Source organism: Luteibacter sp. RCC_6_2 (assembly GCF_041360655.1).
Taxonomy (GTDB): Bacteria; Pseudomonadota; Gammaproteobacteria; order Xanthomonadales; family Rhodanobacteraceae; genus Luteibacter.
In genome coordinates, this window is record NZ_JBFUPQ010000002.1 from 81,919 (window position 1) to 95,530 (window position 13,612).

Consider the following 13,612-nt stretch of genomic DNA (forward strand, 5'->3'; position numbering starts at 1 on the left):
TGGGCAGCCGGAAAGCCCACGATTGTAGCCATGGCCGATGGCGGGGTCATGGCGGGCCGCAGCAAACATGGGACCGGTTGCCGGAATCTCGACGCCGGAGGCGCCATAATGACCTTCCTGCCCGCTCCCTGACGGACCGCCATGTTCAAAGGTGTGCTGCTCGGTTTCGCCTGTTACGCCGCCTATGCGTGGAGCGACGCCTTCGTCAAGTCGCTGGAAGGCAGCCTTCCCGCGTACGAGGCGGTGTTCTTCGGCGCGGTGCTGGCCATGGCCGCCTTCCCGTTCCTGAAGAAGCCTGGCGACCGCTGGAGCGAGATCGTCATCTCGAAGATGCCCGGCCTGTGGCTGCTCCGCGCCATGGCGGGCGCCATCGGCAACGTGACCGCGGTGATGGCTTTCACCGCCCTGCCGATGGCCGAGGCCTTCTCGCTGATCTTCCTGCTGCCCATCTTCGTGACCATCCTCTCGGTGGTCTTCCTGCGCGAGCACGTGGGCTGGCGGCGCTGGTCGGCGGTGATCGTGGGCTTCCTCGGGGTGCTGGTGGTGTTGCGACCCGGATTCCGTCACCTCGGTACGGGACACGTCGCGGCGATCATCTGCGGGATCACCGGCGCGCTGTCGATCATCGCGCTGCGCATGGCCGGCGCGACCGAGAAGCGCATCACGCTGTACGGCGCCGGCGTGATCGGGCCGATGATCGCCGGCTTCATCATGATGCTGCCGCACTTCGTCTGGCCGGACGCGCACCAGTGGTTCCTCGTGCTGGGGTATGGCCTGCTGGCGGCGGCGGGCGCGGTGCTGTTGATGCTCGCCACGCAGAACGCGCCGGCCAATCGCGTGGCGCCGACGCAGTACAGCCAGATGCTGTGGGCCATCCTCTTCGGATACCTGCTGTTCCACGATCACCTGGACTGGCCGATGCTGGTCGGCATCGTGATGATCCTTGGCGCCGGCCTGTTCACCTTCGTGCGAGAGGAGAAGAAGACCGACTGGTGGCGCTGGACGAATATCGTCTGAGGCGACCTGGAATCGCCGACAGGGTCGGCTCCCACCGGGCCGGCGAGCACCCATCGCCGCTGAAGCGGCTCCCACAACTGAAGCGGCTCCCACAATGCTAGGTGTTGCTGACTCCGTGCGGTACGTGCCCGGTCGCCACATGACGCCTGGCCGATTCCACGTTCGCGGGGGAATCGTCGAAGAAGATGTCCGCACCGAAAGCCTCGAGGAACGGCCCCTTGTCGCGGCCGCCGAGGAACAAGGCTTCGTCGATACGCACGCCCCAGCGGCGCAGCGTGAGGATCACCCGTTTATGCGCGGGCGCGGAGCGAGCGGTGACGAGAGCCGTGCGGATGGGCGAGGTTTCCGCCGGAAACGCCGCCTGCAACCGATGCAGCGCCGCGAGAAACCCGCGGAAGGGCCCCCCTGAGAGCGGCTCCGCCCAGCGTTCGGATTCGTTGAGATGGAAAGCCTCCAGTCCCTGCTCCTTCGACACGCGCTCGCCCTCGTCACCGAAGATCACCGCATCGCCATCGAACGCGATGCGCAGTTGCTCGCTGGATCGTTGCGGCGCGGTCGAGGGAAGGATCGTGGCCGCCGCCACGCCGGCGCGCAGCGCGCGGCCCACGTCCTCGGCGTTGGCGGAAAGGAACAGGTCCGCGCGAAACGGCGCGATGTAGTCCGAGGTCGGCGCGCCGCTGGTGAACGCCGCCCGCGATATGCCCAGCTTGTAGTGCTGGATCGCGTTGAAGATGCGCAGGCCGGTGTCGCCGGAATTGCGCGAGAGCAGGATCACCTCGACCGGCGGCACGTCGCCGGACAGCGCGTTGAGGCCCAGGAGCTTCTGCACCAGTGGAAACGCGACGCCGGGCTTGAGCAGATCGTCCTCGTGCTCGATCTGGAAGGCGCGATAGGCATCCAGGCCCTCCCGCTCGAACAGGTCGTGGCTGTCCTCCATGTCGAACAGCGCCCGCGAGGAAATCGCGACGACCAGGCGGTTGTCGCGCACGGAGGATGCGTCGTGGGCGTTCTGCGTGTCGTCGTGGGTCGTCATGAGCATGAGTGTCCGGCGTTCCGGCTCCCATCCTAGTGCACCCGGCGCGCCAGGCCTACGGCGCGAACTGTTCGTCGAGGATGCGCTGCTGCAGGTTGTGTTCCGGGTCGAACAACAGCCGCACCGCGTTTCGCCGCGATTGCTTGATCTCCACGCTGCGCACGTCGCGCACCTCGTGGAAGTCCGCCGTGGCGCTGATCGGGCGCTTGTTCGGGTCGCGCGTGGCGAAGCCCACCCGGGTGGCATGGGGCAGGATCGCACCCCGCCAACGGCGTGGCCGGAACGGGCTGATCGGGGTGAGCGCCAGCACGTTGGCGTCCAGCGGCAGGATGGGGCCGTGCGCGGAGAGGTTATAGGCGGTGGAGCCGGCGGGCGTACACACGAGGATGCCGTCGCAGACCAGTTCCTCCAGCTTCACCTCGCCATTGAGGCTGACTTGCAGGTGCGCCGCCTGGTTGGTCTGCCGCAGCAGGGCCACTTCGTTGAAGGCCAGGGCGCGGTGCTCTACCCCATCGCAGCAGATGCTGTGCATCTCCAGGGGATGCAGCACGGCCGGGTGGGCCTTTTCGATCCGCTCGGGCAGGTTATCGATTTCGTGCTGGTTCATCAGGAACCCCAGCCGGCCCAGCTTCATGCCATAGAACGGCACGCCGAGCGTGCGGTGCGCATGCAGGGTGCGCAACATGAAGCCGTCGCCGCCCAGCGACACGATGATATCGGCGTCCCCGGGCTCCACGCCCTTGTAACGAGCGACAAGCGCCGCGCGGGCGCGTTGGGCGACTTCGGTTTCGCTGGCGACGAAGGCTAGGCGCATATAAGGATGGCTTGATGAATCCAGCCGGGAGCTTAGTCCTTAAGGCGGGCGATCGGATAGGCCGGTTGATGAGAGGGAGGTTTTGGCCAGACGGGTATCGCCGACATAGTCGGCTCCCACAAAAGCTGTATACCGACCTCTACGGGCGGAATCGCCGACAGGGTCGGCTCCCACCAGGGCCATCCCGAACGCTGCCGATGCTCTGGTATCGCCGACAGGGCCGGCTTCCACCAAGACTTCGTGGCCTTGGTGGGAGCCGACCCTGTCGGCGATGTCCCGGCCTCAGACCGGGATCTGCGCCAGCTGTGCCAGGCGACGGACGGCGACCGAAGCGATCGGGTAATCCGCGTTCTGGGTGAGGATCTCCGCCAGCATCGCGCGGGTGTACTTGAGCGTAGCGTCGTCACGCTCCAGCCAGGCCTTGACCGGGCTGACATCCGTACGATCGCCCGCGACACCCAGGACCTGCAAGGCCAACGCGCGGTGCTGGGCATTGAGTTCGTCCAGCAGCGATCCACGCGCCTGCGCATGCCATGCGCCTTCCACCGGCAAGGCCTCGATCTGGCCACGCAACCATTCCAGGTCGAGCGCTTCGGCCAGTTCGTAGAACACCTTGGCCACCGTCGCGATGTCCTTGCCGCTCTGCTTCGACACCTCGACCATGTCCAGGGCGGCACGCAACACCGGCACCCGGGCGAGACGAATGGACAGCTCGTTCGGCACGCCGAGTCCTTCCCACTTCTCCTGGCTGGCGGCGAAATCGCCACGCCCGGTATCGGTGAGAGCATCCGGCAGCGCCTTGCGCAAGGTGGTGACCTCGCTCGCATAGCGGTCGACGTTCGCCGCGATATCTAGCGAACCGCCCGGCCGGTTGAGCAGCCAGCGGGTGAGGTGGCGCAGCAACGACCATATCTGCAGGATGGCGTCGATCTGCGTGTCTTCCGCCACCGTGCCGTCCAGCGATTCGATCTCCGCCCACAGGTCGCGTGCGTCGAGGATTTCCCGCGCCGCCGTGTACGCCTTGGCGATGGAGGCCGGACCGTGTCCGGTGTCCTCCTGCATGCGCATCATGAACGTGGCGCCCATGCGGTTGATCGTCGAGTTGGTGACCGCCGTGGCGATGATCTCGCGCTTCAGGCGATGACGCTGCATGTGCTCGGCGTACTTCTCGTGCAGCGGCACGGGGAAGTAGCGGACCAGCTCACGCGAGAGGTACGGGTCTTCCGGCACGTCCGAATCCAGCAACTGCTGAAACAGGCGGATCTTGTCGTACGAGAGCAACACCGACAGTTCCGGGCGGGTGAGGCCCTGGCCACGCTGCTTGCGCTCCGCCAGTTCGGCGGCCGTCGGCAGCGATTCGACCTGGCGGTCGAGCATGCCTTCGGCTTCCAGCGTGCTGATGAAGTGGGCCATCGAGCCGAGGCGGCGCACCGACTGGTGTTCCATCACGGTGATCGCCTGGTTCTGCCGGTAGTTGTCCCACAGGACGAGGCGGGCGACCTCGTCGGTCATCTCGGCCAGCTGCTTGTTGCGGCCCTCGAAGCTCAGCTCGCCACGCTGCACGGCGTCGTTCAGCAGGATCTTGATGTTCACCTCGTGATCGGAGGTGTCCACGCCGGCCGAATTGTCGATGAAGTCGGTGTTCAGCAGCACGCCGGATTGCGCCGCTTCGATGCGGCCCTTCTGGGTCATGCCCAGGTTGCCGCCCTCGCCCACGATCTTGCAGCGCAGTTCGCTGCCGTTGACGCGCAGCGCGTTGTTGGCACGATCGCCGACATCGGCATGCGTTTCGCTGGTGGCTTTCACATAGGTGCCGATGCCGCCGTTCCAGAGCAGGTCGACAGGTGCCTTGAGGATCGCCGAAAGCAGGTCGGACGGCGCCATGTGCGTGGCATCGGAACGGATGCCCAGCGCGGCACGCACTTCGGGCGACACCGGGATCGACTTGGCGCTGCGCGGGTAGACGCCGCCACCTGCCGAGATCAGCGACTTGTCGTAGTCGTCCCACGAGGATCGCGGCAACGCGAACATGCGCTGGCGCTCGGCGAACGACTTGGCCGCATCCGGATTCGGGTCGAGGAAGACGTGGCGGTGATCGAACGCGGCGAGCAGACGGATCTTCTCCGACAGGAGCATGCCGTTGCCGAAGACGTCGCCGGACATGTCGCCCACGCCGACCACGCTGAATTCCCCGGTCTGGCAATCGCGGCCCAGCGCGCGGAAATGGCGCTTCACCGACTCCCATGCACCCTTGGCGGTGATACCCATGCCCTTGTGGTCGTAACCGTTCGATCCGCCCGAGGCGAAGGCGTCGTCGAGCCAGAAACCATGTTCGCTGGAGATCGCGTTGGCGATGTCCGAGAACGTCGCGGTGCCCTTGTCAGCGGCGACCACCAGGTACGGATCGTCGTCGTCATGACGCACGACGTCGTGCGGCGGCACCACCTTGCCCTCGACGAGGTTGTCGGTGATGTCGAGCAGGCCGTTGATGAACATGCGGTAGCAGGCGATGCCCTCGGCCAGCTGTGCGTCGCGATCGGCACCCACCGGCGGGCGCTTCACGAAGAAGCCACCCTTCGAGCCCACGGGCACGATGACGGTGTTCTTCACCATCTGCGCCTTGACCAGGCCGAGTACCTCGGTGCGGAAATCCTCGCGGCGATCGGACCAGCGCAGGCCGCCGCGGGCGACGGAACCGAAGCGCAGGTGGATACCCTCCACGCGCGGCGCATAGACGAAGATCTCGCGGAACGGCACCGGCTTGGCCAGGTCGGGCACCTTGTGCGAATCGAACTTGAAGCTGATGTACGGACGGAACGCGCCGTCCCAGGCCTGGAAGAAATTCGTGCGCAGCGTCGCATGGACCAGCGAGATGAAGCTGCGCAGGATGCGGTCTTCGTCGAGGCTGGACACGTTGTCGAGCAGCGCGTTGATCGCCTCTTCCACCGCCGTCGCCTGCTCGGCGCGCGGTCGGCTGAGCGAAGCCACCAGGTTACCGATGAGTCCAGGTTGCGCGGCGAGCGTTTCCGGGTCCATCAGCGCATGCATCTCGTGCGAGAGCAGGCTCTCGGCACGCTCGCGCTCGGCACCGCCGAGGCTTTCGCGGCGAGGATCGAAGCGTGCGTTGAACAGTTCGACGATGAGGCCCGCGATGGCCGGATAACGATTGAGCGCGTCCTCCATGTACGCCTGCGAAAACGCCACGCCCGTCTGCAGCAGGTACTTGCAGTAGCTGCGCAGCACGGCCACCTGGCGCCAGCCGAGCTTGGCACCGAGGACGAGGCGGTTGAAGCCGTCGTTCTCCGCGTTGCCACGCCAGATCTGCTCGAAGGCGTCCTCGAAGATCGTGCCGACCTGCTCCACCTCGAAGGCGAGGCGGCCGACCGGCTGCACCTCGAAGTCCTGGATGTAGAGCGAGCCGTCCGCCTGCTTCACTTCATACATATGCTCGGTGAGCACGCGCAGGCCGAGGTTCTCCAACTGCGGCAGCACTTCGGAAAGGGCGATGTCGGAGCCGGAACGGTAGACCTTGAAGCGCAGTTCCTCCGGCCGGTGCGACGGGTGGTAGAACGACATGCTGATGGCGTCTGGACCATCGAGACCCGCCAAGGCGCGCACGTCGGCGGCGGCGACTTGCGGCGACACCTCGTCGACATAGCCGGCGGGCAGGCTCTTTCCGTAGCGATTGGCCAGGATGATGCCTTGCTGTTCACCGGCCGTCTCGATCAGACGGTCGCGCAGTTCGTCGTACCAGTTGCGCGCGATCGAGACGATCTGCGCCTCGATACCCGTAGCGTCGTAGACCGGGTGGTCGCCGATGCGCGGACGCACCACGACATGCAGGCGTACCAGGGCGGCTTCGCCCATCAGCACCGCGGAATCGACGTGCTCGCCATGGAACGCGTCGCGCAACACGTTCTCGACGCGCTCGCGCACGGACGTGTTGAAACGGTCGCGCGGGATGTAGACCAGGCAGGAGAAGAACCTGCCGTAGCTGTCACGGCGGATGAACAGGCGCGTGCGCGTACGCTGGGCCAGTTCGAGCAAACCCATCGAGAGGGCGTAGAGCTCGTCGGTGCTGCACTGGAACAATTCTTCGCGCGGCAGCGTGTCGAGGATGTGGCGCAAGGCCTTGCCCGAGTGCGAATCGCGCTTGAGCCCCGAGCGGTTCATCACCGCTTCGCACTTCTCGCGCACCAGCGGCACGTGCTGCGGATGCGCCATGTACGCGTTGGACGAGAACAGGCCCAGGAAACGTTGCTCGGCGACCGGACGGCCCTTGTCGTCGAACTTGAGGACGCCGATGTAATCCATGTAGCCGGCGCGATGCATGGGCGACCGCGCATTGGTCTTGGTCAGGATGATCGCGTCCGTCGAACCCGAACGCGGCAGCTCGCTGGCGACCAGGGTGCGCAGCGAACGCGGCGCGAGCGAACGCTCGGCGGCACGCAGGATGCCGAGCCCCGACCCTTCGACGGTCTTGAGCACTTCGTCGCCCGCATCGGCCGACACCTCGTACTCGCGATAGCCCATGAAGGTGAAATGCTCGTCCGCCACCCAGCGCAGGAACTCGCTAGCCTCGCGGATTTCCTCGGCGGTGTACGGCAGGGCCCGCTGGCCGAGCTCGTCGGCGATCTGGACCATCTTCCCGCGCATCGCGCGCCAGTCGTCCACGGCCTCGCGGACGTCGGACAAGGCGGTTTCGACGTTCGCCCTGAGGGTGTCGAGTTCGGTATCGTCGATGCGGTCGATCTCGAATCGCATGATCGATTCGGTCTTCTCCCCCGTTCCCATCGACTGGAGCACGCCGGCCGCCGAGCGCACCACGGGCACCACCGGGTGGATGATCGCGTGGATGTCGGCGTGAGCGGCAGCCACCATGGACACGGTGTCGACCAGGAAAGGCATGTCGTCGGTGACCACCTCGACCACGGCGCGGCTGCCGGAGACGCCGGGGTTGTACACCCTGACCTTCGCCTTGCCGGGCGTCCGCTCGCGGGCGAAGGCCAGCAGATCGGCGATCAGCGCGGCCCAGCGGGCCGGCGCGTGCAGGCCATGGTCGGCGGGGGCGATCCGGTCGAAGAAGGCCTCGATAAAAAAGCGCGCCTCATCGAGGCGCTCCGCGGGGTGGTCGAGCTTTTTCAGTTCATCGAAGACAACGGCATGGAACGGGCCGTTTTCGGCAGCGCGAATCGCATTCATGGGCGGATTGTCGATGTGGGGAGTCGGAAAATCCGTGAAAGCATAGCTCCCACCGATGTCATGTAGCCACACCGGATGACATCGACCGTTGCCGTTTTTTCACCGCGTTGCGGCATCCTCGTCGCCCCATTTCGAGAAAGCGGGCTTGCCGGGCACCCCCGGCTGTTCCGTGCATTGCAACAATTCGGGCGCGAATGTGCGGGATGCCCGTTGACGCTGGGGAAAGGTAATTCTAAACTGGACGGTATAGTCCAGCAGGTATAGCTAATGTCGCACCTGGAGACCCGCCCGCCGTCGGACCATCAGCAGCGGGTGCTCCAGGCGGCGTGTTCGTTGTTCCTGCGCGATGGTTACCGCGTCAGCATGGGAGCCGTGGCACGCGAGGCGGGCGTGTCCAAGCAAACCGTGTATGCGCACTTCGATAATAAGGACAACCTGTTCCACGCCGCCGTCGAACAACTCGTCTTGCCCCTCCACGCGAGCCTTGCCCCTGAAAGCCGCGGCCTGGCCTACATGCTCCATGCGCTGGCCGAGGCGCACCAGACCTACGTGATGGACCATGCGCACGTGGCCCTGGGCCGCATGTTGATCGCGGAGGCGCCGCGCTTTCCGGCAGCGGCGAGGACGTTCTTCCGTACCGCGATCGACACGGTCGCGGTACGGCTCGCGCGCTGCATGGCCGAGGCGATGGACCACGGCCACATGCGCCGCGAGGACCCGGACGTCGCCGCGGAGCTGTTCCTGTCCATGTTGCACGGGCTCGAAGGGGATCGCCGCCTCTTCGGGGTCCGCGCAAGAGGCCGAAAGGCACAGGACGACTGGGCCAGGCACGCGGTAACAGTATTTATGCACGCGTACGACATCCTGCCGGATGAGCCGGCGCGAACGAACAAGAAACCTGGAAAAGGAACGGAGTTCTCATGAATCCCCTGCCCCTGCGCTCGTCCCTGCTGGCCCTCGGCCTCGCCGCGGCGCTTGCCGCCTGCCACAAGCAGGAAGCTCCCCAGCAGCCGCCTCCGCCGGAAGTCGGCGTCATCACGGCCCAGCCCCAGGACACTCCGCTGGTCCAGGACCAGGTCGGCCGCGTCTCGGCGTTCCGCACCGCCGATGTGCGCGCACGCGTGCCCGGCATCCTCCTGCACCGCCTCTACGAGGAAGGTACGGACGTGAAGGCGGGACAGAAGCTGTTCCAGATCGATCCGCAGCCGCTCAAGGCCGAACTGGACTCGCAGCTCGCCGTGCTCGCCTCCGCCCGCGCCACGGCGGTCAACGCCAAGGCCCAGGCCGATCGCGCCCGCGGCCTGATCGGCAAGAACTACGTGTCCCGCCAGGACCTCGATACCGCGGAAGCCAACGAGCGCACGGCGCTCGCCTCGGTGAAGCAGGCCGAGGCCAACGTCCAGACCGCCCGGATCAACCTCGGCTTCACCGACGTGGTCTCGCCGATCGACGGCCGCGCCGGCCAGCAGCAGGTGACCGAAGGCGCCCTCGTCGGCCAGAGCGATACCACCCTGCTCACCCAGGTGGACGAGATCGACAAGGTGTACGTGAACTTCAGCGTGTCGGTGGCCGACCTCGACGCCATGCGCCGCGCCGCCGCCAACGGCGCCGCCACGCTCTCGCCCACCGACAAGGCCACCGTGCGCATCCAGCTGCCCGACGGCTCCGACTTCGGTGAGCAGGGCGTGCTCGACTTCTCGTCGGCCACGGTGAATCCGCAGACCGGGACGGTGAACCTGCGCGCGCAACTCGCCAATACCGACCTGCGCCTGCTACCGGGCCAGTTCGTGACGGTGAAAGCCACCCTCGGTGACCTGCACAACGTGTTCCTGGTGCCGCAGGCCGCCGTGCTGCGCGACGCCAACGACGCCTATGTCATGGTCGTCGGCGAAGGCCATGCGAAGGACCCGCAGTCCGGCAAGGACATCACCGTGCCCTCGGCCGCCGTGCGCCGTCCGGTCAAAACCGACCGTCTCAGCGGCACCAACTGGGTGGTCACCGGCGGTCTCAAGCCCGGCGACCAGATCATTGTCCAGGGCCTGCCGAAGGCGCGGGACAACGCTCCGGTGAAGGCATCGCCCGCGCAGGCAACCCCGGCTCCGGCCGAGGGCGGTCCCGCCGCGGCCGCCCCCGCCGGCAAGCAGTAAGGGAGTTCTCTCATGCCGAGTTTCTTCATCGACCGCCCCATCTTCGCGTGGGTCGTGGCGATCCTGATCAGCCTTTGCGGCACGATCTCCCTGCTGAACATGGGTATCGAGTCGTATCCGAACATCGCCCCGCCGCAGGTCGTCGTCACGGCGACCTATCCGGGTGCGAGCGCGGACACGACCGAAAAGACCGTGACCCAGGTGATCGAGCAGCAGCTGACGGGTATCGACCACCTGCTCTACTTCAGTTCCGCCTCGAGCTCCAGCGGCACGGCCACCGTGACGCTGACCTTCGAGACCGGCACCGATCCCGATATCGCCCAGGTGCAGGTGCAGAACAAGGTGTCGCTCGCGACGCCTCGCCTGCCTTCGGAAGTGACCCAGCAGGGCGTCGTGGTGGCGAAGTCCAACCCCGACTTCCTGATGTTCATCGCGCTGACCTCGACCAACCCGGCCATCGACGGCAACCGCCTGACCGACATCGTCTCCTCGCAGGTGCTCGACCAGATCGCCCGTATCCCCGGCGTGGGCAACACGCGCCAGTTGGGCGCCGAGTACGGCATGCGCGTCTGGCTGAATCCGGACAAGCTGCGTGGCTACGGCCTTTCGGCCAGCGACCTGCGTAACGCGCTCAGCACGCAGAACGTGCAGTTCGCCGCCGGCTCGATCGGCACCGACCCGGCCGTGAACGGCCAGGGCTTCAGTGCCACGGTCTCGGCGGAGGGGCGCTTCACCACGCCCGAACAGTTCGCCGACATCATCCTGCGCGCCAACAACGACGGTACCGTCGTGCGCCTGAAGGACGTGGCCCGCGTGGAGCTGGGGCCGCAGACCTACGGCTTCAACGCGCAGTGGAACGGCACGTCCACCGGTTCGTTCGGCGTGCAGCTGCTGCCCGGCGCCAACGCGCTGGACGTGGCCAACGCCGTGCGCGCCAAGATGGACGAATTGTCCCGCAGCTTCCCCGAAGGCGTGACCTGGTTCGCTCCGTACGACACGACCAAATTCGTGACGATCTCGATCGAGGAAGTGGTGCACACCCTCGTCGAGGCGGTGATCCTGGTCTTCCTCGTGATGCTGCTGTTCCTGCAGAACTTCCGCGCCACGATCATCCCGACCCTGGTCATCCCGGTGGCCCTGCTCGGCACCTTCCTGGGCCTGTCGCCGCTCGGCTTCACGGTGAACCAGCTGACCCTGTTCGGCATGGTGCTGGCGATCGGTATCGTGGTGGACGACGCGATCGTCGTGATCGAGAACGTCGAACGCATCATGTCCGAGGAAGGCTTGCCACCGAAGGAAGCCACTCGCAAGGCGATGGGCCAGATCACCGGCGCCGTCGTCGCGATCACCGTGGTGCTGGCGGCCGTGTTCGTGCCTTCGGCCCTGCAGCCGGGTGCATCGGGCATCATCTACAAGCAGTTCGCGCTGACCATCGCGGTGTCGATGGGCTTCTCGGCCTTCCTCGCCCTGTCGTTCACGCCGGCGCTGTGCGCCACCATCCTCCGGCACGAACACGGCGAGACGAAGAAGAACGTCGTCTATCGCAAGTTCAACCAGGTGTTCGACTGGGTGCAGCACACCTACTCCGGCCATATCGGCGGTGCGGTTCGCCATGCTCCCCGCTGGATGATGGTGTTCGTGCTGATCGCCGTCCTGTGCGGTTTCCTGTTCACCCGCCTGCCGACCAGCTTCGTGCCGGACGAGGACCAGGGCTACGCGCTGGCCATCGTGCAGCTGCCGCCGGGCTCCAGCCTGGCGCGCACCGAAAAGGTGATGACCGACATGCGCGGCATCCTGCTCAAGGATGTCTCCGTCGACGGTATCTTCCAGATCTCGGGCTTCAGCTTCGTGGGCCAGGGCGAAAACGTCGGCATGGTCTTCATCCGCCTGAAGGACTGGGACAAGCGTGACCTCACGGCCACCGAGTTCATCCAGCAGACCAACGGCAAGATGCAGGCCGTGCGCGACGCCACGATCTTCGTCGTCAACCTGCCGACGATCCGCGGTCTCTCGCAGTTCGGCGGTATCGACATGTACCTGCAGGCGCGTGCCGGCCAGTCCCGCGATGAACTGACCCAGGCCCGTAACATGCTGCTCGGCGCGGCCGCGCAGAACACCGCCCTGGTGGGCGTGCGCCCGAATACGCTCGAGGACGCGCCGCTGCTGCAGTTGCAGGTGGACCGCACGCAGGCGCAGACGATGGGCCTCTCGGTCAGCGACATCTATACGGCGATCCAGCTCACGCTGGCCCCGGTATACGTCAACGACTTCTCCTACGGTGGACGCGTGAAGCGCGTGATGCTGCAGGCGGATGCGCCCTACCGCATGGGCACCGACGCCTTCCAGCACATCTTCACGCCGAGCACCCTGGCCACGTCCTCGACCGGCACGAGCACCTCGTCGACGGTCGCCAGTGCCTCGACGGCGCTGGACAACGCCATGATCCCGCTGTCCAGCGTGGTCAGTTCGAAGTGGACGATGGCCGCGCCGACGCTCAATCGCTACAACGGCTATTCCGCGGTGGAAATCGTCGGTAACCAGGCGCCGGGGTACTCGACCGGCCAGGCCATGGCCATCGTCGAAGGCATCGTCAACGACAAGCTGCCCAAGGGCTTCGGCTACGACTGGACGGGCCAGTCGTACCAGGAAATCCTCTCGGGCAACTCGTCCACGATGCTGCTGGCGCTGTCGGTCGTGATCGTGTTCCTCTGCCTCGCCGCGCTGTACGAGAGCTGGTCGATCCCGGTCTCCGTGCTGCTGGTGGTGCCGTTGGGCATCCTCGGCACCGTGGTCTTCTCGATGCTGCGTGGCCTGCCGAACGACATCTACTTCAAGATCGGCATGATCACCGTCATCGGCCTGGCGGCGAAGAACGCGATCCTGATCGTGGAATTCGCGGTGGAGCAGCAACAGGAGGGCAAGACGTTGCGCGAAGGCGTGATCGAAGCCGCACGACTGCGACTGCGCCCCATCCTGATGACCTCGCTGGCCTTCATCCTCGGCGTGTTCCCGCTCGCGATCTCCACCGGCGCGGGTGCCAACTCCCGCCACGCGATCGGCACGGGCGTCATCGGCGGCATGCTGTTCGCCACCTTCCTCGGCCTGCTGCTGATCCCGGTGTTCTACGTCAGCGTCCGCCGCATGCTGGGCGACAAGCTGGACGAGGTGTCCGGCAAGATGCCCCACCACGGCGGAGATCCGGGCGGACATGGTCCCCACGGCGGAAGCCCCTCGCCCAACGTCGGGCCACACGCCCCGAACGTAGGCGACGTCACCGCCTTCGATTCGGACCCGCGACGCGGAACCGACCGACCGTAACAAGAGAAGCCCGGCGAAAGCCGGGCTTTTTCTTTGTGGAATCGCACCGCCGGCAAGCAGGTGGAGCCAACCGCCCTGGTG

At 66.1% G+C, this 13,612-nt stretch carries 7 protein-coding genes; 4 read left to right on the forward strand and 3 right to left on the reverse strand.

Annotation, left to right across the window (positions count from 1 at the left end; all coding sequences use genetic code 11):
- Positions 1 to 141: 141 nt before the first annotated feature.
- On the forward strand, positions 142 to 1,017 hold the full coding sequence (locus AB6730_RS02205; RefSeq protein WP_371022032.1) for a DMT family transporter: 876 nt from the start codon (positions 142 to 144) through the stop codon (positions 1,015 to 1,017).
- 97 nt (positions 1,018 to 1,114) lie between these two features.
- Here the strand turns inward: AB6730_RS02205 and AB6730_RS02210 are convergent, their stop codons facing one another.
- The 3 genes from AB6730_RS02210 to AB6730_RS02220 form a co-directional block, all read right to left on the reverse strand.
- On the reverse strand, positions 1,115 to 2,050 hold the full coding sequence (locus AB6730_RS02210; protein ID WP_371022261.1) for a 5'-nucleotidase: 936 nt from the start codon (positions 2,048 to 2,050) through the stop codon (positions 1,115 to 1,117).
- A gap of 55 nt (positions 2,051 to 2,105) precedes the next feature.
- Positions 2,106 to 2,864: an NAD kinase gene (locus AB6730_RS02215; protein WP_371022033.1), complete on the reverse strand. Its 759-nt coding sequence runs from the start codon at positions 2,862 to 2,864 to the stop codon at positions 2,106 to 2,108.
- A gap of 282 nt (positions 2,865 to 3,146) precedes the next feature.
- Positions 3,147 to 8,066 (reverse strand): NAD-glutamate dehydrogenase, encoded by a 4,920-nt coding sequence (locus AB6730_RS02220; RefSeq protein WP_371022034.1) that lies wholly within the window; start codon positions 8,064 to 8,066, stop codon positions 3,147 to 3,149.
- 267 nt (positions 8,067 to 8,333) lie between these two features.
- Between AB6730_RS02220 and AB6730_RS02225 the strand changes: the two genes are divergently transcribed.
- Genes AB6730_RS02225 through AB6730_RS02235 form a run of 3 tightly spaced genes read left to right on the forward strand, consistent with a single transcriptional unit; the run spans position 8,334 to position 13,531 of the window.
- The gene (locus AB6730_RS02225) at positions 8,334 to 8,990 is read left to right on the forward strand and encodes a TetR/AcrR family transcriptional regulator (RefSeq protein WP_371022035.1); all 657 of its coding nucleotides are present in this window, start codon (positions 8,334 to 8,336) and stop codon (positions 8,988 to 8,990) included.
- Positions 8,987 to 10,213, forward strand: coding sequence for an efflux RND transporter periplasmic adaptor subunit (locus AB6730_RS02230; RefSeq protein ID WP_371022036.1), 1,227 nt, complete (start codon positions 8,987 to 8,989; stop codon positions 10,211 to 10,213). The genes AB6730_RS02225 and AB6730_RS02230 overlap by 4 nt, the downstream gene beginning before the upstream one ends.
- Positions 10,214 to 10,225: 12 nt before the next feature.
- A complete protein-coding gene (locus tag AB6730_RS02235; RefSeq protein ID WP_371022037.1) occupies positions 10,226 to 13,531 on the forward strand; it encodes a multidrug efflux RND transporter permease subunit in 3,306 nt (1,101 codons plus the stop codon).
- Positions 13,532 to 13,612 lie beyond the last annotated feature (81 nt).

What these genes read in the sequence shown, in the direction of transcription:
- AB6730_RS02220 (WP_371022034.1), bottom strand. Translation starts at nt 8,066, where the DNA reads ATGAATGCGATTCGCGCTGCCGAAAACGGCCCGTTCCATGCCGTTGTC.
- AB6730_RS02235 (WP_371022037.1), top strand. Translation starts at nt 10,226, where the DNA reads ATGCCGAGTTTCTTCATCGACCGCCCCATCTTCGCGTGGGTCGTGGCG.
- AB6730_RS02225 (WP_371022035.1), top strand. Translation starts at nt 8,334, where the DNA reads ATGTCGCACCTGGAGACCCGCCCGCCGTCGGACCATCAGCAGCGGGTG.
- AB6730_RS02210 (WP_371022261.1), bottom strand. Translation starts at nt 2,050, where the DNA reads ATGACGACCCACGACGACACGCAGAACGCCCACGACGCATCCTCCGTG.
- AB6730_RS02205 (WP_371022032.1), top strand. Translation starts at nt 142, where the DNA reads ATGTTCAAAGGTGTGCTGCTCGGTTTCGCCTGTTACGCCGCCTATGCG.
- AB6730_RS02230 (WP_371022036.1), top strand. Translation starts at nt 8,987, where the DNA reads ATGAATCCCCTGCCCCTGCGCTCGTCCCTGCTGGCCCTCGGCCTCGCC.
- AB6730_RS02215 (WP_371022033.1), bottom strand. Translation starts at nt 2,864, where the DNA reads ATGCGCCTAGCCTTCGTCGCCAGCGAAACCGAAGTCGCCCAACGCGCC.